The organism is Inquilinus ginsengisoli, from assembly GCF_050434925.1.
GTDB classification, from domain to species: Bacteria; Pseudomonadota; Alphaproteobacteria; order DSM-16000; family Inquilinaceae; genus Inquilinus; species Inquilinus ginsengisoli_B.
In genome coordinates, this window is sequence record NZ_JBNDJK010000001.1 from 5,818,262 (window position 1) to 5,839,912 (window position 21,651).

Below are 21,651 nucleotides of genomic sequence, written 5' to 3' on the forward strand. Positions count from 1 at the left end.
GCGGATGATTCGGAGCCGCCGAGATGAGCGAAGAGCAGGGGAGTGCGTGGCCGAGTCGCGGCTGCGGGCGTTGTTGGAGCATTTTTCGACGATCGAGGATCCGCGGGACGTGCGTCGGATTCTGCATCCGTTGCCGGAGATCCTGCTGCTGGTGGTGTGCGGGACGCTGGCGGACTGCGACGACTATGAGGGGATCGCGTCGTGGGGCGAGGCTCATCTGCCGTTTCTGCGGCGCTATCTGCCGTATGAGCACGGGGTGCCGGGCGAGCGCTGGCTGACGATCCTGATGAACCGGATCAACCCGGCGCTGTTCTCGGCCGCTTTCAGCGACTGGGTGCGCGAGACCTGGCCGGAACGGCCGGAGTTGGTCGCCATCGACGGCAAGACCTCGCGCCGCAGCCATGACCGGGCGGCGGGCGCCGGGCCGCTGCATCTGGTCTCGGCCTTCGCCACCACCCGCCGGCTGGTGCTCGGCCAGGAGGCCGTGCCCGACAAGGCCAATGAGCTGGCCGCGATCCCCGTCCTGCTCGAACGGCTCGGCGCCGAGGACGGGCTGAAAGGCGCCCTGGTCTCGATCGACGCCATCGCCACCAATGCCGACATCGCCACGGCCATCCGAAAGGTCGGCGCCGACTATCTGCTGGCGGTCAAAGCCAACCAGCCGACCCTCAGGGCCGAGATCGAAGCCGGCTTCGCCGCTGCCGAACCTCACAGCCTCGATACCGACATCGATCTCGACAAAGCCCATGGCCGCATCGAGCACCGCCGCGTCGATGTGCTCCGCGAGGTCGACTGGCTCTCCGGCGAACGCCGCTTCCCCGGCGAGCTCCGCCTGCCCGGCGTCGCCTGCATCCTCCGCGTCCACGCCAAGGTCGAACTGGCCGACCGCTGCCGCCAGGACACCCGATACTTCATCTCCTCCGCCAGCCTTCCGCCACCCAGGCCGCCGAGGCCGTGCGCGGACACTGGGCCATCGAGAACCGCCTGCACTGGGTCCTCGACGTCACCTTCCGCGAAGACCAGTCCAGGCTCCGCAAGGGACACGGTGCCCAGAACATGGCCGTCGTCCGACACTTCGCTCTCAACCTCCTACGCAACGCCCACGATAAAAAATCTCTCAAACTCCGCCGCAAAATCGCCGCCTGGTCCCCTGAATACCTCAGCTCGCTACTCTCCATGCCAGACCGGTAACTTGGATTCGTAGCCCTGACGCGGGCCGACGAATCTGCCGACACTCGCCGCAATGCTCGTGCCCCGGGAGTGATGTCGGAGGCCGCCGGCAGGGCGGCCTCCGGTCATCGGGTTTCAGCCCGACTCACCTCGTCTCCGACAAGGCTGCTCACTCTGGATCAACCGGGTCCGATCCTCCCTCCGGCGGCGACACGGCCGGCTCCGGATCCCCTGCGTCCGATCCACCCCCCTCTGATTGCGGTGGCGTGGACGCCACATTCGATATCCGGTCCTATTCGATCCCCCGGGGCATCGTCTGGGTGTAGACAAGCACGGTGAACAGGGCGCTCTCCGCATCGGTCTCCAAAGTGGTTGCACGTTGTGCGATCAGATCGGGCAGGTCGGCTATCGGGATCGGTTCTTCCGCTGCGATCACCTCACCGTAAAACGCGTCCAGGGCAGCCTCCACCCGATCGTGTCCTTCGCTGCCTTCGGTCAGGACCTCGCTTGGCTTCTGCTTCCTTGTGCCGTATTGCATTTCGTAAATATAGCACAGAGCCTCACAAAATATGGTCGAAATCACCGTATTGACGAAGATACGGAGTGCTTCATTCGGAATTGCATCTTGCCCGGCCGGACCCAGCCGCACTCCCCCGTTGAGGGCCAGAAATGTATTGAAAACCAAGACAAACGCAAAGAACTTATTGCTATCGTTTGCCACCGAAAATGCAGATTTTAGCAATTCCTTTGGACTCTTCTCGAGCAATTCCTTGTTCGATTTCCACTCGGCCTCGTATTCGAGCGGACCGATGGCCCCGAATTGGTTGCCCGCGACCAGTTTCACGAGCGGCGGCGTCAGGGTGTTGTAACCGACCAGTGCTCCGGCCCACAAGACGCCGATCTGGGCTCCTCTTCGAATCATGTCGCCGGCATTCTGGTCTGCAAACCCGCCGGGCCCGACGTAATCGTTTGAATATGACCAGGCTGTGGCAGGAATGAAGCTCAAGGTAAATGTGGTGGCCCCCGCCAGATATACTCCGATCTTTCTCCAACCGGTCGGGTCGACGCCGGCGAGCTGCGGCACCTTCATCGTCCTGAATGTCTTCAGGATTTCAGTGAAACTTGCATAGAACGCGGCGCCCACCGTCGCCGGCGCAAGGCTGGCAGCGACGTCGTAGCTTCTCGCGAATCCAATACCGCCTAGCATGGACAAGGTATAGATAAGGTCTCCGATGGTCGCATCCCACTTCTGGTCCTTGGCGTTCAAGGCAGCCGAGGTCAGCATGATGAGAGAGCTGACGGCCTGACCTGTGTAGAAGACGCCTTCGGCAAGCCGGGTATTTTCGTCAGGCTGGCCGAGCTTCAGCGACTGAGCGGTCAGGGATTGGAAACCTGGCCGGAGACCGAAACCCAGGAGGCTGATCAGGCCCGTCGTCTTGGCAACCTGCCAGAAATTGAGCCCCCAGCGGATGGCGTCATCTTTGTCGGACGGTCTCGCGCCAATCTGGTTGATGATTTGCCGGACGGCGTCCTGGACCGCCTCGAGGTCGGGAGCCGGTTGTGCCGGATCGTCCGGGTCGGTCCGCGCACCCATGAAGGCTACGAAGTCGGGATCTTTGAAGACGGCGTCCACCTTCCGGGCCAGCTCGAGGTCGCGGCTGAGCAACTCGGTGACTGCCGCTGTCACCTCCGCCCCGGACGGCAGCATCTCGATCCAATCGCCCTCAGGCTGCGACGATGCCGCTGTGAAGCCCCCCTCCTGATGTCCACTGGCGTGAGAACTCGTCAGGGCATTGACCCAGCTGATGACGCCCGGCTGGTTCGCCAGATCGGCGCCACCGCTCCGGCCTCCGGTCCCTTGTCCGGTGTCTGGTGCATCCGCCATCGGCCTGTCCTCCGTTGCTGTGCCTGAGAGCCAATTGTGAATCAGCGTGGAATAACCAAAGGAATACTGAACGACCCCGCCGGCGCGGCGCCGAGACCACAATGAGTGAGCGGAAGCGGCGGAGATCGCCAGCCCCGGTTTTGGTATGGTTCAATGCATGACCGGAATGAATGACCTTCGTGGTCTGCGCCGCGGCGATGCCGCCGGCTTGCGCAATCGCCCATGGAATAGGCTTCGGCTTCATTGTCTATATGGGCGTTAGAACGCTCGCCGGATGCGTGTGGGATATCCGTCCGGCAGACGCGATTCCGGGCGATTTTGTTTGTGCACAAATTCGCCCTGATCAGACCGCATGGGGGGCATGCGATTCTGCGTGACAGCCGTGTTTTTCCTCGCTAAGGTCCGCCTCGCCTTAACAAAATCAACAACAAGGGCAGGCTCGAGTTTAGGGAGGAAACTGTCGGGAGTGCCGGCAGGACTAAAGTCCGCCGGACACAATTAAAAAGACAGGTTTTCGACCGGCAGGCGCTTCGGCCCTGCCGTTTTTTTGTGCATGACTACATATGCCGCTCGGTGCACCCATGGGCGTCCTGATTGTGTCGGACACTGTCGGCCTCGGCTGCTCGCGTGGGGCTTTGAGAGACCTGATGGCGGATATCTCCGTCGTACTCGAAGAGAATGGGCACCGCGAGCTTGCAGACTGGCTGACCGGCGACCTGTCGAGAGTGGAACTCTACTCCCATCTTGATGTGCGCTGGCTGACGCCCCGAAATCAGGATGCGTTCCGCGCTGCGGCCGGGACGGCCTACGAGCGCGTCCGACAGACGACGCCTGCCGGCCGGGTCAATCCCGTCGCCTGGGAAAGCTATCTCGCCCTGTTCGAGAATCTGGTCCGGCAGATTGAATGGGAAGCCCAGGGCAAGGTCCCCGACCAATGGCCAAACCTCACCAGTATCGGCGCCCATGATGGCGAGCGGGACGGACCCGGCTGGGGTCGCCCCGCCTGATCAGCTATCCTGGGTGGGCTCTCAGCCCCCACGCCGCCAGGGCGGGTCGAGCGTCAGGATCGTGGCATAGACCGGGCAGCCGGGGTGATGCGTGCCGGGCAGGTAGCCCAGGCTCATCAGGAACTCGCCGACGATCTCGCCGCCGGTAAAGCGGAAGGTCTTCTTGAACAGCTTCACCCATTCCGCCTTGGTCAGCGGGTGATGAGCGTCGAGCCAGGCGGCGAAGCTGCCATGGCTTTCGCGGATCGCCTGCAGCCGCCTGGCGTTGTCGATCGCGGCGTCGACCTTCAGCCGGTTGCGGATCACGCCGGGATCGGCCAGCAGCCGGGCACGGTCGGCGTCGCCGAAGGCCGCGACCTTGTCGATGTCGAAGCCGGCATAGGCGCGGCGGAAGGTCTCGCGCTTCTTCAGCATCAGGTCCCAGGACAGGCCGGCCTGGTTGATCTCGAGGATCAGCCGCTCGAACAGCACGGCGTCGTCACGCGCCGGGAAGCCGTATTCGGTGTCGTGATAGGCCTTGTGCAACGGGTCGCGCTCGGCGAAGGCGCAGTAGGTCTTCGCCGGCGCCGGTTCGGTCACTGCTGCGCTCTCGTCCATGATTCCGCCCAATCCCGGAAGGAAAACACGTTCTCGGTGATGAGGATATCGATCACCACCCATAGCACGATGGTGATGGCGGTGGTGATCAGGACCTTGCGCCACATCCGCGGATTGGCGGGCGCCCCGACCTGATGGCCCGGCTGCGCCTCATCGACCTCGGGCCGCACGCCCCAGGGCAGGACCATGAAGATCACGGTCCACCAGATGATGACGAATACGACGATGCCGCTGACCAGGCCCATGTGGTCCCTCCCGGAGTGTTCCGCCCTGCTTACCCGGCCGGCACGCGGCGAGATATGGGTCGTTTCGTCCTGGCCTCAGACCTGCTCGATCTCGGTCAGGGTGCCGGCGAGGTCGGCCGGGTGCAGGAACAGCACCGGCTTGCCATGGGCGCCGATCCTCGGCTCGCCGTCGCCGAGCACGCGCAGCCCGGCCGCGACCAGCCGGTCGCGCGCCGCCAGGATGTCATCGACCTCGTAGCAGAGGTGATGGATGCCGCCCTTCGGGTTGCGCTCCAGGAACTTGGCGATCGGCGAGCCCTCGCCCAGCGGGTGCAGGAGCTCGATCTTGGTGTTCGGCAGCACGACGAAGACGGTGGTGACGCCGTGCTCCGGCAGGTCGACCGGCGCCGACACCTCCGCCCCCAGCGTCCCGCCATAGAGCGCCACTGCGGCCGGAAGGTCCGGCACGGCGATGGCGACGTGGTTGAGCCGGCCGATCATGATGCGCTCCCTCGTCGGTACCCTTTTTCTGTCATTGCCGGGCTTGACCCGGCAATCCAGACGATGTCGACAGTCTCTGGATGCCCGGGTCAAGCCCGGGCATGACAGTGGAAGGAAAGGCCGGCAGAGGCAGCCCCTGCCCCTTACAGCCGGACCAGATGCACCTCGGTCACCGGCTTCTTGCCGTGCCAGCTGCGGATCGTGCGCCGCACCGTCACCCGCGCCGCCTCGGCGATCGCGGTGTCGTCGTTGCGCTGGGCCCGCGGCAGGGACCCGATCGCCGAACGGACCTCGTCCGCCACCTCGGCCTCGCTGTCAGCCTGGTCCTCGGCGTCCTCGATACCGAGCAGCGCCACCCGCGGGTCCGCGGCCAGCCGGCCGTCGCGGTCCAGCACCAGGGTCACCACCGCGGCGCCGTTGTGGATGATGCGCTGCCGGTCGCGGATCGCCTCGCCGCCGATCGGCACCAGATGGTGCCCGTCCAGCGCCAGCTTGCCGTGCTCGACATTGTCGACGATCTCCAGCGGCCCGGGCGCCAGGCGGATCAGGGCGCCGTTGCGCGGGATCAGGGTCTGCTTCACCTGCCCGGCCTCGGCCAGCGCCGCATGGGCGCGCATGTGCCGCTCCTCGCCATGCACCGGCACCACCGCCTGCGGCTTCAGCCATTGGTAAAGGGTGGTCAGCTCGTCCCGCGCCGGATGGCCGGAGCAGTGCACCATGGCGTCATCCGGCGTGATCAGGACGACGCCCTGCCCCACCAGCGCGTTCTGCACCCGGCCGATCGCCTTCTCGTTGCCGGGGATCTCGCGGGCCGAGAACACCACCGTGTCGCCGGCTTCGAGCGTGATGTGCGGGTGGCTGTCGCCGGCGATGCGGGACAGGGCCGACCGCGCCTCGCCCTGGCTGCCGGTGCAGATCAGCACGATCTTGTCGCGCGGGATGTAGCCGGCCTGGTCCTCGCGCACGAAGGGCTGGGGCAGGTCGTTCATGTAGCCGGTGGCCTGCGCCGCCTCCATGATCTTCCACAGCGACCGGCCGACCAGGGCGCATTGCCGCCCGGCCTGCTGCGCCGCCAGCGCCACGCTGTGGATGCGCGCGACGTTGGAGGAGAAGCAGGTGACGACGACGCGGTTGCGCTGGGCCTTGATCACCTCGGCCAGTCCGATGCGCACCTCCTCCTCCGATCCGGAACGGCCGGGGTTGAGGGCGTTGGTGCTGTCGCCCATCACCGCGACCACGCCCTCGTCGCCGAGCCGGCGCAGCTTGGCCTCGTCGGTCACGGCGCCGATCTGCGGCGCCGGGTCCAGCTTCCAGTCGCCGGTGTGGATGACGTTGCCGTGCTTGGTGCGGATCACCAGGGCGTTCGGCTCCGGCACCGAATGGGTCATGGTGATGAAGCCGACGCCGAACGGGCCGATCTCGACATCGCCGCCCAGCGGCACCTCGATGATCGGCACCTGGTCGGCGAAGTCGGTCTCGCGCAGCTTGATCCGCAGCACCGCGGCGGTGAAGGGCGTGGCGTAGATCGGGCAGCGCAGATCGGGCCACAGATGGCTGATGGCGCCGATATGGTCTTCATGCGCATGGGTGATGACCATCGCCAGCAGCTTGTCGCGCCGCTGCTCGATGAACACCGGATCGGGCACGATCAGGTCGACACCGGGGATCGATTCGTCGGCGAAGGTGACCCCGCAATCGACCATCAGCCAGTGGCCCGCATGACCGTAGAGATACAGGTTCATCCCGATCTCGCCGGCACCGCCGAGGGGCAGGAAATAGAGGGCGTCGTCGGGGCCGTTGGCGCCGGCCGCGGGAGATGCATTCATGTGGTGGTGTTTCGCTCGTAGATGAGGCGCAGTCCGCGCAGGGTCAGTTCGTTGTCGATGTGATCGATCATATGGGTCGCCTGGGCGAAAACGCTACCGAGGCCGCCGGTGGTGATCACCGTCACCGGCGGCGTGCCGGTCGGCGACAGCTCGGCCTTGATGCGGGTGATCAGCCCTTCGATCATGCTGAGATAGCCCCAGAACATGCCGGATTGCATGGCACTGATGGTGCCGTAGCCGATCACCTGCTCCGGCCGCACGATCTCGACCTTTGGCAGCTGGGCCGCCACCTTGTGCAACGCGTCGAGCGCCAGCTGGGGTCCCGGGGCGATGATGCCGCCGATGAAGTCGCCATCGGCGTTGATCACGTCGAAGGTGGTGCCGGTGCCGATGTCGACCACGATCAGCGGCTTGGGATAGGCGGCGCCGGCGGAGACGGCGTTGACCAGCCGGTCGGCGCCCGCCTCGCGCGGGTTCCGCAACAGGTTCTTGATGCCGAGCTGGACCTCGGGGTCGCCGACCCGCATCGGGTCGGTGCCGAAATGGTCGCGGCACAGCTTGGCCAGGTTGAAGGTGGCGGCCGGCACGACGCTGGACAGGATCGAGCGGGTGACGTCGACCGGGCGCAGCCCCCGCATCTTCATAAGCGAGACCAGCCAGACGGCGTATTCGTCGGAGGTACGGCGGCTGTCGGTGGCGATCCGCCACTGCCCCTTCTGCTGCGTCCCGTCGAACACCGCGAAGACGATGTTGGTGTTGCCCGCATCGATGGCGAGAAGCATCTCAGCCCCTCCCGAAGAAAACGTCGCCTGCGGTGATGCTGTGCCGGCCGGTGTCGGTGCGCAAGATCAGAGCGCCGCTGGGATCGATATGCTCGAACACGCCCTCCAGCGTCTCGGTCTCCAGCCGCACCTTGATGCGGGCGCCGAGGCCGACGGCACGGCCCAGCCAGGCTGCCCGGGTGGCATCGAAGCCGTCCGTCCGCCATTCCGCCAGGCGGCGATCCAGCGCCGCGACCAGGCGTTCCAGCACCGCCTCCACGGTCGCATCCCTGGCGCCGGCGGCATGCAGGCTGGTGGCGTTGTAATCGGCGAGCTGTGGATGATGCGCGACGTTCACCCCGATGCCGGCAACGATCCAGTCGACGGTCTTGTCAGGCGCGACCGCGGCCTCCAGCAGGATGCCGCACATCTTGTCGCCGGCGATCTGCACGTCGTTCGGCCATTTCAGCTTCGGCTCGAGCCCGAAGCCGGCCACCGCGTCGGCCACGGCGACACCGGCCACGAAGGTCAGCTCCCCGGCCCGGCTGAACGGCACCTGCGGCCGCAGGATCGCGGAGCAGTAGAGGTTCCCTTCCGGCGCGGACCAGGCGCGGCCGCGCCGGCCGCGGGCCGCGTCCTGTCGCCGGGCCGAGACGATGGTGCCATGCGGGGCGCCCGCAACGGCGAGCGCCCGTGCCTCGTCATTGGTGCTGCCGACGCTGTCCCTTGCGTCGAGGCGCCAGCCTTCCGGCAGCGTGACCTGGGTGGGACTGTCGGGCATCAGCCCCCGAACAGGCTGGCCGCGGCCGCCTGGGCTGCCCCGGTCAGCGGCGCCGGCAGCAGCCAGAACACGACGATGAACAGGGTCGAGACGGCGAGGATCGCCGGGATGGCCGCGCCTTCCGCCTTGTCGAAGGCGACCTTCGGCTCGTCGAAATACATCACGCGGATGATCTTCAGGTAGTAGACCGCCGACACCACGCTGGCCAGCACGCCGATCACCGCGAGCACGATGAAGCCCTGCTCGATCACCGCCTTGAACACGTAGAGCTTGGCGAAGAAGCCGGCCAGCGGCGGGATGCCGGCCATCGAGAACATCATCACCACCAGGGCGAAGGCCAAGCCCGGGCTGGACTTGCCGAGGCCGGCGAGGTCCTGGATGCCCTCGACCTGCTTGCCGTTGATCCGCATCGACAGGATCACGGCGAAGGCGCCGAGGCTCATCGGCACGTAGATCGCCATGTAGACGATCACGCCGGTGATGCCCTGCTGGGTGCCGGCGGCAAGGCCGAGCAGCGCGAAGCCGACATGGCCGATCGAGGAATAGGCCATCAGCCGCTTGATGTTGGTCTGCGCGATCGCGGCGAAGGCGCCGAGGATCATCGACAGCGCCGAAGCGACGACGATGATCTGCTGCCACTGGCTGGTGAGATGGCCGAACGGCTCGACCAGCACGCGGACGAACAGCGCCATGGCCGCCACCTTCGGCGCCACCGCGAAGAAGGCGGTGACCGGGGTCGGCGCGCCTTCGTAGACGTCCGGCGTCCACATGTGGAACGGCACGGCCGAGACCTTGAAGGCCAAGGCGGCGCAGATGAAGACCAGGCCGATGATCACGCCCATCGAGGAGCCGCCCGCCACGACGCCGGCCGACGCGGCCTGGCCGGACAGGGCTTGGGCCAGCGCGTCGAAGCTGGTGGTGCCGAGGAAGCCGTAGACCAGCGAGACACCGTACAGCAGCAGGCCCGACGACAGCGCGCCGAGCACGAAGTACTTCAGCCCGGCCTCGCTCGACCGCTCCGAATCACGGTTGAAGGCGGCGACGACGTAGAGCGACAGGCTCTGCAGCTCGAGCCCGAGATACAGCGAGATCAGGTTGTTGGCGCTGATCATCAGCAGCATGCCGACGGTGGCCAGCACGAACAGCACCGGAAACTCGAAGCGCGACATGCCCTCATGCTCGAGATAGTCGAGCGACAGGATCAGGGCGAGGGCCGAACCGATCAGCACCAGGATCTTCATGAAGACGGCGAAGCCGTCGGCCACGAACATGCCGTTGAAGGTCACCGTCCGGCCGCCCGGGCCCATCACCAGCAGGGCGCCGGCGATGATGAAGGACATCACCGCCAGCGAGGCGACGATCCGGGTCGACTTCTCGCCCAGGAAGACACCGATCAGCAGCAGCGCCATGCCGGCGCTGGCCAGGAAGATCTCCGGCAGGGCCGGCATCAGATCGGGAAAAGACACCATGGCGATCGGATCCCCGGCTCAGCGGACGGCCAACGCGACCGCGTCGGCGCGGCCGAGATCGGCGTGGTATTGGGTGATGAGGTGGTCGACCGAGACCGACATCACGTTCAGGAAGCTGGACGGGTAGATGCCCATCCACAGCACCACCAGGGCCAGCGGCACGAAGAGCACGATCTCGCGCGGACTGAGATCGGTCATCTTCCGCACATCCTCGCGCGTGATCTCGCCGAAGATGACCTTGCGGTACAGCAGCAGCATGTAGGTGGCGCCGAGCACCAGGCCGGTCGCGGTCAGGGTCGCGACCCAGGTGTTCACCTGGAACAGGCCGGTCAGGATCAGGAACTCGCCGACGAAGCCCGAGGTGGCCGGCAGGCCGACCGAGCCGAGCAGCATGATCATGAAGAACACGGCGTATTTCGGCATGTTGGTGGCCAGGCCGCCGTAGCGCGCGATCTCGCGGGTGTGCAGCCGGTCATAGACCACGCCGACGCAGAGGAACAGCGCCGACGAGACCACGCCGTGGCTGAGCATCTGGAAGATCGAGCCTTCGACGCCCTGCTGGGTCAGCGAGAACATGCCGGCGGTGACGAAGCCCATATGCGCGATCGAGGAATAGGCGATCATCTTCTTCATGTCCTCCTGCGCCAGGGCGACGAGGGAGGTGTAGATGACCGCGACGATCGACAGGCCGTAGACCAGTGGCGTCAGCAGCGCCGTCGCCTCGGGCAGCATCGGGATCGAGAAGCGCAGGAAGCCGTAGCCGCCCATCTTCAGCAGCACGCCGGCCAGGATCACCGAGCCCGCCGTGGGCGCCTCGACATGGGCGTCCGGCAGCCAGGTGTGGACCGGCCACATCGGCACCTTCACGGCGAAGGAGGCGAACATGGCAAGCCACAGCCAGACCTGCATGTCGTAGCCGAAGTCGGTCGCCAGCAGCGTCGGGATGTCGGTGGTGCCGGCCTGGACGTACATGGCCAGCAGCGCCACCAGCATCAGCACCGAGCCGAGCAGCGTGAACAGGAACAGCTTGAAGGCGGCGTAGATGCGGCGCTCGCCCGAGCCCCAGATGCCGATGATCACGAACATCGGGATCAGCACGCCTTCGAAGAAGACGTAGAACAGCACATAGTCGAGCGCGCAGAACATGCCGATCATCATGGTCTCGAGGATCAGGAACGAGACCATGTACTCCTTCACCCGGCTGTGGATGCTCTCCCAGCTGGCGAGGATGCAGATCGGCATCAGGAAGGCCGACAGGACGACGAACAGCACCGAGATGCCGTCCACGCCCATGTGATAGGCGATGTTGAGGTCGGGGAACCAGGCCACCTTCTCTTCCATCTGGAAGCCGACCGCGGTCGGGTCGAAGCCGAGCCAGATGGCGACCGACAGGGCGAAGGTGACGAGCGTGGTCCACAGCGCCACCCAGCGGGAGGTGGCGGCCACGGCGGCGTCGCTGCCCCGGGCCAGCAGCAGGATCAGCGCGGCCCCGACCAGCGGCAGGAAGGTGGCGAGCGAGAGGATCGGCCAATTACCCATGGGTCACTCTCAGATCCGGCCGCCGAAGACATACCAGGAGACCAGCGCGACCACGCCGATCACCATGACGAAGGCATAGTGGTAGACATATCCGCTTTCGAGCCGGCTGGCCCGGCGGGCGATGCCGATCGAGGTGGCGGCGACGCCGTCCGGCCCGAGCCGGTCGATGATCGCCCCGTCGCCGCCCTTCCACAGGGCCCGGCCCAGGACGAAGGCCGGCTTGACGAAGAGGGCGTCGTAGATCTCGTCGAAGTACCACTTGCGGAAGAACAGCTGGTGGATCGGCTTGAACGCCCGCACCACCGCGCCCGGCAGACCCGGCGACTGGATGTAGAACAGCCAGGAGGCGGCCAGACCGACCAAGCCGGCGACCAGCGGCAGCAGCTTGACCCAGAGGGCGACGTGGTGCGCCCCTTCGATGCTGTCCTGGCCGTGCAGCACCAGGATCGCCTCGCGCCAGAAATGCTCGCGCCCCTCGCCGACGAAGACGTCGTAGCCGATCAGACCGGCCAGCACCGCGCCGGTGCCGAGGATCAGCAGCGGCACCAGCATCACCGGCGGGGATTCATGGACATGGTCCATGGTGTGGTGGTCGGCGCGCGGCTTGCCGTGGAAGGTCAGGAACAGGAGACGGCCGCTGTAGAAGGCGGTCATCACCGCCGCCAGGATGCCGAGCCAGTAGGCGAAGGCGCCGACATTCGTGTGCGCGGCCCAGGACGCCTCGAGGATCATGTCCTTGGAGTAGAAGCCGGCGAAGCCGAACACGCCCGGGATGCCGATGCCGGCCAGCGCCAGGCTGCCGATCCACATCAGGGCGTAGGTCCACGGGATCAGCTTCCAGATGCCGCCCATCTTGCGCATGTCCTGCTCGCCGCCCATGGCATGGATCACCGAGCCGGCACCGAGGAACAGCAGCGCCTTGAAGAAGGCGTGGGTCAGCAGATGGAAGATCGCCGCCTGGTAGGCAGAGACGCCGATGGCGAAGAACATGTAGCCGAGCTGGCTCATGGTCGAATAGGCGATGACCCGCTTGATGTCGAACTGGGTCAGGCCGATCGTCGCGGCGACGAAGGCGGTCAGCGCGCCGACGACGCAGACCACGGCCAGCGCATCCGGGGCGTATTCGAACAGGGGCGACATGCGCGCCAGCATGAACACGCCGGCGGTGACCATGGTGGCGGCGTGGATCAGGGCCGAGACCGGGGTCGGGCCTTCCATCGCGTCCGGCAGCCAGGTGTGCAGGCCGAGCTGGGCCGACTTGCCCATGGCGCCGACGAACAGCAGCAGGCAGGCGGTGGTCAGGGCCGGCAGGTCCATGCCGAGGAAGTTGATCCGGGCATCGACCAGGCTCGGCGCGGCGGCGAAGATCTCCTCATACCGCACCGTGCCGAAGATCTTGTAGACGGCGAAGATGCCGAGAGCGAAGCCGAAGTCGCCGACGCGGTTGACCAGGAACGCCTTCACCGCGGCGGCGCGGGCGCTCTCCTTCTCGTGCCAGAAGCCGATCAGCAGGTAGGAGGCCAGGCCGACGCCCTCCCAGCCGAAGAACAGCTGCACCAGGTTGTCCGCCGTCACCAGCATCAGCATGGCGAAGGTGAACAGGCTGAGATAGGCGAAGAAGCGAGGCTTGGAGTGGTCGTGCGACATGTAGCCGATCGAGTAGATGTGCACCATCGCGGAGACGGTGTTCACGACGATCAGCATCACCACGGTCAGCGTGTCGAACTTCAGCGCCCAGTCGGCGACGAAGGTGCCGCTGCTGATCCACAGCAGCAGCGAATGGGTGCGGACGTTGCCGTCGATGGCGACGTCGAAGAACAGCCACCAGGAGATGAGGCAGGCGACGCAGACGGCGAGCGTCGTCACGGCCATCGAGGCGCGGTCGCCGATGAGGCGGCCGAACAGTCCTGCGATCAGGAAGCCGGCCAGCGGCAGGAAGATTGCTGCGATGTCCATCGGGGGCGCCTCAGCCCTTCATCATGTTGATGTCCTCAACCGCGATCGAGCCGCGGTTGCGGAAGTAGACGACGAGGATCGCGAGGCCGATCGCCGCCTCGGCGGCGGCGACGGTCAGCACGAACAGCGCGAAAACCTGCCCCACCAGATCGCCGAGGGCGACCGAGAAGGCGACCAGGTTGATGTTGACGGCGAGCAGCATCAGCTCGACCGACATCAGGATGACGATGACGTTCTTGCGGTTCAGGAACACGCCGAAGATGCCGAGCGTGAACAGGATCGCCGCGAGGACGAGGTAGTGCCCGAGTCCGATCGTCATGGCGTCAGGCCCCTTCCCCGGTGCCGATCTTCTTGATCACCATCACCTCCTCACGCCGGCGCGCGAGCTGCTGCGAAATCACCTGGCGGCGGACGCCGGCGCGGTGGCGGTGGGTCAGCACGATCGCCCCGATCATCGCGACCAGGAGAACAAGGCCCGCCGCCTGGAACGGAAAGGCGTACTGCGTGTAGATCAGCTGGCCGAGTGCCGCCGTGTTGGTCGGGCCTGCCTTCGCCGCCCCCGCGGACAGGATCGACGGGCCGCCGACCGAGCCGTACAGCAGGAACAGCTCGACCAGCAGCACCACGCCGATCAGCGCGCCGACCGGCATGTAGCGCAGGAAACCGGCCCGCAGCTCGGCGAAATTGATGTCCAGCATCATCACGACGAACAGGAACAGCACCGCGACCGCGCCGACATAGACGACGACCAGGATCATCGCCAGGAACTCCGCCCCGATCAGCACGAACAGCGCCGCCGCGTTGAAGAAGGCGAGGATCAGGAACAGCACCGAATGCACCGAGTTGCGGGCCGAGATCACCATCACGGCGGAAGCCACGGTGATCGCGGCGAACAGATAGAAGGCCAAGGCCTGGATGATCATCTCACGGTGCTCCCTGTCGTCCCCTGCGGACGCTCGAGGTCACGGTTGCTCTTCCCCTCGGCGCCGCTCCCCTGTGGGAGCCGGCCGAATCCCCCGGCGAGGCGGGTCTTACCGGTACGGCGCGTCGATCGCAATGTTCGCGGCGATCTGCGCTTCCCAGCGATCCCCGTTCTGCAGCAGCTTTTCCTTGTTGTAGAAAAGCTCCTCGCGCGTCTCGGTGGCGAACTCGAAGTTCGGTCCCTCGACGATCGCATCCACCGGGCAGGCCTCCTGGCACAGGCCGCAATAGATGCACTTGGTCATGTCGATGTCGTAGCGCGTGGTGCGGCGGCTGCCGTCGGCGCGCGGCTCGGCCTCGATGGTGATGGCCTGGGCCGGGCAGATCGCCTCGCACAGCTTGCAGGCGATGCACCGCTCCTCGCCGCTGGGATAGCGGCGCAGCACATGCTCGCCGCGGAAGCGCGGGCTCAGCGGGCCCTTCTCGAACGGGTAGTTCAGCGTCGCCTTCTGCTTGAACATGTAGCTGAAGGTCAGCGCCAGCCCGCCCAGGATTTCCTTGAGCAGCAGGCTGCGGGCGGTGCGGTCGATGAATGCCATGGTCTCGGCCTCTCAGTTCGGCAGCCAGCCGAAGGCGGTCAGCACGCCGGCGGTGATCACCACCCAGGCCAGCGAGAACGGCAGGAACACCTTCCAGCCCAGCCGCATCAGCTGGTCGTACCGGAAGCGCGGCAGCGTCGCCCGGACCCAGATGAAGACGAACAGGCAGAACAGGATCTTCGCCACGAACCAGATCACGCCGGGGATCCAGGTGAACGGCGCGAAACCGAAGGGCGGCAGCCAGCCGCCGAGGAACAGGATCGTCGTCATCCCGCTCATCAGGATCATGTTGGCGTATTCGCCGAGGAAGAACAGCGCGTAGGTCATGGACGAGTACTCGACCATGAAGCCGCCGGTGATCTCGGATTCGCCTTCGGGCAGATCGAACGGCGCGCGGTTGGTCTCGGCCAGCGCCGAGATGAAGAAGATCACGAACATCGGGAACAGCGGGATCGCGAACCAGATGGTCTGCTGCGCCTTGACGATGTCGGAGATGTTGAGCGAGCCGACGCAGAGCAGCACGGTGATGATGACGAAGCCGATCGAGACTTCGTAGGACACCATCTGCGCCGCGGAGCGCAGGCCGCCGAGGAAGGCGTATTTCGAGTTCGACGACCAGCCAGCGATGATGATGCCGTAGACGCCGAGCGACGAGATCGCGAACAGGTACAGCACGCCGACATTGATGTCGGCCAGCACCCAGCCGTCGTCGAACGGGATCACCGCCCAGGCCACGAGGCTGAGGAAGAAGGTGATCATCGGCGCCAGGATGAACAGCATCCGGTTGGCGCCGGAGGGGATGATCGTCTCCTTGCTCAGGAGCTTGAGGCCGTCGGCGATCGGCTGCAGCAGGCCGAAGGGGCCGACCACCATCGGGCCCTGGCGCAGTTGCATCGCCGCCATCACCTTGCGCTCGGCATAGGTCAGGTAGGCCACCGCGACGATCAGCGGCAGGATGATCGCGATGATCTGAAGGACGACGAGAACCGTCGGCCAGGCGTATCCGCTCCAGAAGTCCATCGCCGCGTTACTCCGCCGCCGCTTTGTGCTGGCCCAGGATCTCGTCGATGCACTGCGCCATCGTCTCCGAGGCGCGGGTGATCGGGTCCGTCATGTAGAAGTTCTCGACCGCCGAGGCGAAGGGTGCCGTGCCCATCGCGCCTTCGGCGCCGAACGCCCCCCACTCGCCCGCCGCCCGGGTGTCCGGCGCCCCGAAGACCGGGTTCACCGCGACCAGGCGCTGGCGCACCTCGCGCAGGCTGTCATACGGCAGCTTGTGGCCCAGCACGTCGCTGGCGGCGCGCAGGATCTTCCAGTCCTCACGCGCCTCGCCCGGCGGGAACACCGCCATGCGCGCCTGCTGCACGCGGCCTTCGGTGTTGACGTAGGTGGCGTTCTTCTCGGTGTAGGCAGCCCCCGGCAGGATCACGTCGGCGCGGTGGGCGCCGCGGTCGCCGTGGTGGCCCTGATAGACCACGAAGGCGTTGCCCAGCCGGCCGGTGTCGATCTCGTCAGCCGCGAGCAGCCAGACGAAGTCGATCTCACCCTTGGTCGCGCCGTCGAGGATGCCGGCGACGTCGCGGCCGCCCGGGCCCGGCACGAAGCCGAGATCGAGGCCGCCGACCCGCGCCGCCGCGGTGTGCAGCACGTTGAAGCCGTTCCAGCCGTCGCGGACCAGGCCGTAGGTCTCGGCGATCCGGCGACACGCGGCCAGCACCTGGGCGCCGTCCTCGCGGGTCAGGGCCCCCTGCCCCACGATCAGCAGCGGCGCCTTGGCGTTGCGCAGCACCTCGGCGAATCCGTCGGTGCCGTCGGCGATCGCCGCCAGCGTCTCCGGCCCGGCGCCGAGATGACGGGTGCGGTAGGTCAGGTCGACAGCCGGGCCGACCACGCCGACGGTCAGGCCGTTCTTCAGCCAGCGCTTGCGGATGCGGGCATTGACGATCGCCGCTTCGGAGCGCGGGTTGGTGCCGACCAGCAGGATGACGTCGGCCTGTTCGATCCCGGCGATGCCGCTGTTGAACAGGTAGGCGCCGCGCGGCCCGGCCGGCAGCTTCGCCCCGTCCTGGCGGCAGTCGAGATTCGGCGAGCCGAAGGCGGTCATCAGGTCCTTCAGCGCGACCATGGCCTCGGCGTCGACGGTGTCGCCGGCGATCGCCGCCATGCGCTTTCCGTCCAGCCCCTTGGCTTTGCCGGCGATGGCCTGGAACGCCTCGGCCCAGCTGGCCGGCTGCAGCTTGCCGTCACGCCGGACATAGGGCCGGTCGATGCGGCGGCGCTTCAGCCCGTCGATCGCATAGCGGGTCTTGTCGTTGATCCACTCCTCGTTGACGTCCTCGTTCAGCCGCGGCAGCACGCGCATCACCTCGCCGCCGCGGGCGTCGATGCGGATGTTCGAGCCGATGGCGTCGAGCACGTCGACCGTCTCGGTCTTGCGCAACTCCCACGGCCGGGCGCTGAAGGCGTAGGGCTTGGAGGTCAGCGCGCCGACCGGGCAGACATCGACCAGGTTGCCCGACAGCTCGGACGCGATCGCCTGCTCGACATAGGTGGTGATCTCCATGTGCTCGCCGCGGTTCACGCCGCCGAGCACCGGCACGCCGGCGATCTCGTCGATGAAGCGGATGCAGCGGGTGCACTGGATGCACCGGGTCATGAAGGTCTCGATCAGCGGCCCGAGATACTTGTCGGTGACCGCGCGCTTGCCTTCGGTGTAGCGGCCGCGGTCGAAACCGTAGGCCACCGCCTGGTCCTGCAGGTCGCACTCGCCGCCCTGGTCGCAGATCGGGCAGTCGAGCGGATGGTTGATCAGCAGGAACTCCATGATGCCGCGCCGCGCGTCGCGCACGATATCGGTGTTCGTCCGGATCACCATGCCGTCGCCGGCCGGCATCGCGCAGGATGCGATCGGCTTCGGCGCCTTCTCCATCTCGACCAGGCACATCCGGCAGTTGGCCGGCACCGAGAGCTTGTCGTGGAAGCAGAAGCGCGGCACCTCGATGCCGAGGCGCTCGCAGGCCTGCAGCACCGACGTGCCCGGCTCGACCTCGATCTCGACCCCGTCAATCGTCAGCTTGGGCATCGGTGCCTTCCTATTCCGCAGCTTCGCGGCGATGGGCGCGGTCGCGATAGTCGCGAATCCGCTCCTCCATCTCGTCGCGGAAATGCCGGATCAGCGCCTGGACCGGCCAGGCCGCCGCGTCGCCGAGGGCGCAGATGCTGCGGCCGTCGATCTGCTTGGTCACCTGCAGCAGCATGTCGATCTCGTCCGACCGCGCATCGCCGGTGACCATGCGCTGCATCACCCGGTACATCCAGCCGGTGCCCTCGCGGCACGGCGTGCACTGGCCGCAGCTCTCATGCATGTAGAAGCGCGACAGGCGGGCGACCGCGTAGATCACGTCGGTCGACTTGTCCATGACGATCAGCCCGGCGGTGCCGAGCGCCGACTTGACCTCGCGCAGCGCGTCGAAGTCCATCAGGACCGTGTCGCAGATGTCCTTGGGCAGGATCGGGGCCGAGGAGCCACCGGGGATCACCGCCTTCAGGTTGTCCCAGCCGCCGCGGACGCCGCCGGCGTGGCGGTCGATCAGCTCCCGCATCGGAATGCCGAGCTCTTCCTCGACATTGCAGGGCTGGTTCACATGGCCGGAGATGCAGAACAGCTTGGTGCCCTGGTTCTTCGGCCGGCCGATGCCGGCGAACCAGGCGCCGCCGCGGCGCAGGATCTCGCCGACGACGGCGATGGTCTCGACATTGTTCACCGTGGTCGGGCAGCCATACAGGCCGGCGCCGGCCGGGAACGGCGGCTTGTTGCGCGGCTGGCCCTTCTTGCCCTCCAGGCTCTCCAGCAGCGCGGTCTCCTCGCCGCAGATATAGGCGCCGGCGCCGCGGTGCAGGTACAGGTCGAAGTCCCAGCCGGTTCCGGCCGCGTTCTTGCCGAGCAGGCCGGCGTCATAGGCCTGGTCGATCGCGACCTGCATGTTCGAGGCTTCGCCGTAGAACTCGCCCCGGATGTAGATGTAGCAGGCGTGCGCCCCCATGGCGAAGGAGGCCAGCAGCGCGCCCTCGATCAGCCGGTGCGGGTCGAAGCGCAGGATCTCGCGGTCCTTGCAGGTGCCCGGCTCCGACTCGTCGGCGTTGATGACGAGGTAGCTCGGGCGGCCGTCCTTGCTCTCCTTCGGCATGAAGGACCACTTCATGCCGGTCGGGAAGCCGGCGCCGCCGCGACCGCGCAGGCCGGAGGTCTTGACCTCGTCGATGATCTTGTCGCGGCCGAGGTCGACCAGCGCCTTGGTGTCGCTCCAGATGCCACGGCGGCGGGCGCCGTCCAGGCCCCAGTCGTCCCAGCCGTAGAGATTGGTGAAGATGCGGTCTTCGTCGCGCAGCATCACTTTTCTCCCGAATCCGCGGTCCCGGCATGGTCACCGCTCGTCTCGACCTTCTGCACCGGCCTGCCCTTCTTCTCGGGCTCGGCATCGCCACGATGGGCGCCAGGAGAAGCCTCGGCCTGGGCCGCGACCTCATGCGCCGGCGGGGCGCCGCCGAGCGCCGGGTCCGGCTGATCGCCCTTACTGCCGTCCGCGACCGGAGGGGCCGCCGAGGCCGGCACCGCCGGGCGATGGCCCGGCCGCATGTTCAGCAGCGTGGTCGCGCCGGACAGCGCCTCGGAGTTGGTGCGCCCGTTCTGCGGGCCCGGCGTGGTCTGCTGCCCGGCCTTCAGCGCGTCGATCAGCGCGACTGTCTTGTCGTAATCCAGATCCTCGTAGAAATCGTCGTTGATCTGGACCATCGGGGCGTTGACGCAGGCACCCAGGCACTCGACCTCGAGCACCGAGAACAGGCCGTCCTCGCTGGTCTCGTGGTTGCCGCAGCCGGCCTTGTCCTGCAGCGCCTGCATCACCTCGCCGGAGCCGCGCAGCCAGCACGGGGTGGTGGTGCAGACCTGGAAGAAGTGCCGGCCGACCGGCGCCTTGTTGAACATGGTGTAGAAGCTGGCGACCTCGTACACGCGGATCCGCGGCATCTCCAGCAGGTCGGCGACATGGTCCATCGCCACCCGCGGGATCCAGTTGTGGTGCTGGCGCTGGGCGATGTCGAGCAGCGGAATCACCGCGCTCTGCTGCTTGCCCTCGGGATATTTGGCGATGATCTTCTTCGCCCGCTCGAGATTCTCGGGCGTGAAGGCGAATTCCTTCGGCTGCTCCGCCTCCGGCGCAATCCCTGCGGCCGTCATCGGTCGATCTCCCCGAACACGATGTCCTGGCTGCCGATGATCGCGACCGCATCGGCCAGCATGTGCCCCCGGCTCATGAAATCGAGCCCCTGCAGATGGGCGAAGCCCGGGGCGCGGATGCGGCAGCGATACGGGCGGTTGGTGCCGTCCGCGACCAGATAGACACCGAACTCGCCCTTCGGTGCCTCGACCGCGGCATAGGTCTCGCCGGCCGGGACGTGGTAGCCCTCGGTGTAGAGCTTGAAGTGATGGATCAGCGCTTCCATCGAGCGCTTCATGTCGGCGCGCGGCGGCGGCGACACCTTGCGGTCGGTGGTCTTCACCGGGCCGTCCTTCGGCATCTGCTCCAGGCACTGGCGGATGATGCGGTTGGACTGGCGCATCTCCTCGATCCGCAGCAGGTAGCGGGCGTAGCAGTCGCCGGTCAGGCCGACCGGAATGTCGAAATCGAGCTTGTCGTAGACCTCGTAGGGCTGCGACTTGCGCAGGTCCCAGGACACGTTCGAGGCCCGCAGCATGACGCCGGTGAAGCCCCAGGCCTTGGCCTGCTCCGCCGTCACCACGCCGATATCGACCAGGCGCTGCTTGAAGATCCGGTTCTCGGTCAGCAGGCTTTCGAGGTCGTCGACGAATTTCGGGAAGCGCTCGGTGTAGGCGAAGATGTCGTCGGCCAGGCCGGCCGGCATGTCCTGGGCGACACCGCCGGGGCGGAAATAGTTGGCGTGCAGCCGCGCGCCCGACACCCGCTCGTAGAACTCCATCAGGAGCTCGCGCTCCTCGAAGCCCCACAGCGACGGGGTCACCGCGCCGACATCGAGCGCATAGGTGGTGATGTTGAGCAGATGGTTGAGGATGCGGCTGATCTCGGAGAACAGCACCCGGATGTACTGGCCGCGCTCCGGCACGGTGACGCCGAGCAGCCGCTCCACCGCCAGGGCGAAGGCGTGCTCCTGGTTCATCGGGGCGACGTAGTCCAGGCGATCGAAATACGGCGTCGCCTGCATATAGGTCTTGTACTCGATCAGCTTCTCGGTGCCGCGGTGCAGCAGCCCGATATGCGGATCGGCCCGCTCCACCACCTCGCCATCCAGCTCCAGCACCAGGCGCAGCACGCCGTGCGCGGCCGGGTGCTGCGGGCCGAAGTTCATGGTGTAGGGTTTGATCTGGGTCTCGACCATG

20 protein-coding genes and 1 pseudogene are annotated in these 21,651 nt (G+C 66.6%); 3 read left to right on the top strand and 18 right to left on the bottom strand.

Features of this window, described 5'->3' with window-relative positions; genetic code table 11:
• Nucleotides 1-4: 4 nt before the first annotated feature.
• Nucleotides 5-1,191: pseudogene (locus QFZ27_RS27820) on the top strand (ISAs1 family transposase).
• Nucleotides 1,192-1,462: 271 nt separating this feature from the next.
• Here QFZ27_RS27820 and QFZ27_RS27825 read toward each other — a convergent pair.
• The gene (locus QFZ27_RS27825; protein ID WP_429229712.1) at nt 1,463-3,055 is read right to left on the bottom strand and encodes a hypothetical protein; all 1,593 of its coding nucleotides are present in this window, start codon (nt 3,053-3,055) and stop codon (nt 1,463-1,465) included.
• 170 nt (nt 3,056-3,225) lie between these two features.
• On the opposite strand from QFZ27_RS27825, the gene QFZ27_RS27830 reads away from it, so the two are divergent.
• Both QFZ27_RS27830 and QFZ27_RS27835 read left to right on the top strand, forming a co-directional pair.
• A complete protein-coding gene (locus QFZ27_RS27830; RefSeq protein ID WP_429229713.1) occupies nt 3,226-3,432 on the top strand; it encodes a hypothetical protein in 207 nt (68 codons plus the stop codon).
• Between the two features lie 270 nt (nt 3,433-3,702).
• Nucleotides 3,703-4,062 carry a hypothetical protein gene (locus QFZ27_RS27835; protein WP_429229714.1) on the top strand — a complete coding sequence of 120 codons (360 nt, stop codon included), beginning with the start codon at nt 3,703-3,705 and terminating at the stop codon, nt 4,060-4,062.
• Nucleotides 4,063-4,083: 21 nt separating this feature from the next.
• Here the strand turns inward: QFZ27_RS27835 and QFZ27_RS27840 are convergent, their stop codons facing one another.
• From QFZ27_RS27840 to QFZ27_RS27920, 17 genes are all read right to left on the bottom strand, one after another.
• A complete protein-coding gene (locus QFZ27_RS27840) occupies nt 4,084-4,641 on the bottom strand; it encodes a DNA-3-methyladenine glycosylase I (RefSeq protein ID WP_429229715.1) in 558 nt (185 codons plus the stop codon).
• A complete protein-coding gene (locus QFZ27_RS27845; RefSeq protein ID WP_429229716.1) occupies nt 4,638-4,904 on the bottom strand; it encodes a DUF1467 family protein in 267 nt (88 codons plus the stop codon). Before QFZ27_RS27845 ends, QFZ27_RS27840 begins: the two co-directional genes overlap by 4 nt.
• 75 nt (nt 4,905-4,979) lie before the next feature.
• On the bottom strand, nt 4,980-5,384 hold the full coding sequence (gene mce, locus QFZ27_RS27850) for a methylmalonyl-CoA epimerase (protein WP_429229717.1): 405 nt from the start codon (nt 5,382-5,384) through the stop codon (nt 4,980-4,982).
• A gap of 143 nt (nt 5,385-5,527) precedes the next feature.
• Complete coding sequence (locus QFZ27_RS27855; protein ID WP_429229718.1) at nt 5,528-7,210, bottom strand: ribonuclease J; 1,683 nt, start codon at nt 7,208-7,210, stop codon at nt 5,528-5,530.
• On the bottom strand, nt 7,207-7,992 hold the full coding sequence (locus QFZ27_RS27860; protein ID WP_429229719.1) for a type III pantothenate kinase: 786 nt from the start codon (nt 7,990-7,992) through the stop codon (nt 7,207-7,209). Before QFZ27_RS27860 ends, QFZ27_RS27855 begins: the two co-directional genes overlap by 4 nt.
• A 1-nt stretch (nt 7,993) precedes the next feature.
• Nucleotides 7,994-8,752, bottom strand: coding sequence for a biotin--[acetyl-CoA-carboxylase] ligase (locus QFZ27_RS27865; RefSeq protein ID WP_429229720.1), 759 nt, complete (start codon nt 8,750-8,752; stop codon nt 7,994-7,996).
• Entirely contained in the window at nt 8,752-10,218 is a 1,467-nt protein-coding gene (nuoN, locus tag QFZ27_RS27870; protein WP_429232499.1) for an NADH-quinone oxidoreductase subunit NuoN, read from the bottom strand. Before nuoN ends, QFZ27_RS27865 begins: the two co-directional genes overlap by 1 nt.
• Before the next feature lie 21 nt (nt 10,219-10,239).
• Nucleotides 10,240-11,760 (bottom strand): NADH-quinone oxidoreductase subunit M, encoded by a 1,521-nt coding sequence (locus tag QFZ27_RS27875; protein ID WP_429229721.1) that lies wholly within the window; start codon nt 11,758-11,760, stop codon nt 10,240-10,242.
• Nucleotides 11,761-11,769: 9 nt separating this feature from the next.
• A complete protein-coding gene (gene nuoL, locus QFZ27_RS27880; protein WP_429229722.1) occupies nt 11,770-13,716 on the bottom strand; it encodes an NADH-quinone oxidoreductase subunit L in 1,947 nt (648 codons plus the stop codon).
• A gap of 10 nt (nt 13,717-13,726) precedes the next feature.
• Nucleotides 13,727-14,035, bottom strand: coding sequence for an NADH-quinone oxidoreductase subunit NuoK (gene nuoK / locus QFZ27_RS27885; protein WP_034832270.1), 309 nt, complete (start codon nt 14,033-14,035; stop codon nt 13,727-13,729).
• A 4-nt stretch (nt 14,036-14,039) separates the two neighbouring features.
• Nucleotides 14,040-14,639, bottom strand: coding sequence for an NADH-quinone oxidoreductase subunit J (locus tag QFZ27_RS27890; protein WP_429229723.1), 600 nt, complete (start codon nt 14,637-14,639; stop codon nt 14,040-14,042).
• Nucleotides 14,640-14,747: 108 nt separating this feature from the next.
• Nucleotides 14,748-15,236, bottom strand: coding sequence for an NADH-quinone oxidoreductase subunit NuoI (nuoI, locus tag QFZ27_RS27895; RefSeq protein WP_429229724.1), 489 nt, complete (start codon nt 15,234-15,236; stop codon nt 14,748-14,750).
• A 12-nt stretch (nt 15,237-15,248) separates the two neighbouring features.
• Complete coding sequence (gene nuoH / locus QFZ27_RS27900) at nt 15,249-16,256, bottom strand: NADH-quinone oxidoreductase subunit NuoH (RefSeq protein WP_429229725.1); 1,008 nt, start codon at nt 16,254-16,256, stop codon at nt 15,249-15,251.
• A 7-nt stretch (nt 16,257-16,263) separates the two neighbouring features.
• Nucleotides 16,264-18,318, bottom strand: a complete 2,055-nt coding sequence (gene nuoG / locus QFZ27_RS27905) for an NADH-quinone oxidoreductase subunit NuoG (RefSeq protein ID WP_429229726.1) — start codon at nt 18,316-18,318, stop codon at nt 16,264-16,266.
• 10 nt (nt 18,319-18,328) lie between these two features.
• On the bottom strand, nt 18,329-19,627 hold the full coding sequence (gene nuoF / locus QFZ27_RS27910) for an NADH-quinone oxidoreductase subunit NuoF (protein WP_429229727.1): 1,299 nt from the start codon (nt 19,625-19,627) through the stop codon (nt 18,329-18,331).
• Nucleotides 19,627-20,472: an NADH-quinone oxidoreductase subunit NuoE gene (gene nuoE / locus QFZ27_RS27915; RefSeq protein WP_429229728.1), complete on the bottom strand. Its 846-nt coding sequence runs from the start codon at nt 20,470-20,472 to the stop codon at nt 19,627-19,629. The genes nuoF and nuoE overlap by 1 nt, the downstream gene beginning before the upstream one ends.
• Nucleotides 20,469-21,650: an NADH-quinone oxidoreductase subunit D gene (locus tag QFZ27_RS27920; protein ID WP_429229729.1), complete on the bottom strand. Its 1,182-nt coding sequence runs from the start codon at nt 21,648-21,650 to the stop codon at nt 20,469-20,471. The genes nuoE and QFZ27_RS27920 overlap by 4 nt, the downstream gene beginning before the upstream one ends.
• Between the last annotated feature and the right edge of the window lies 1 nt (nt 21,651).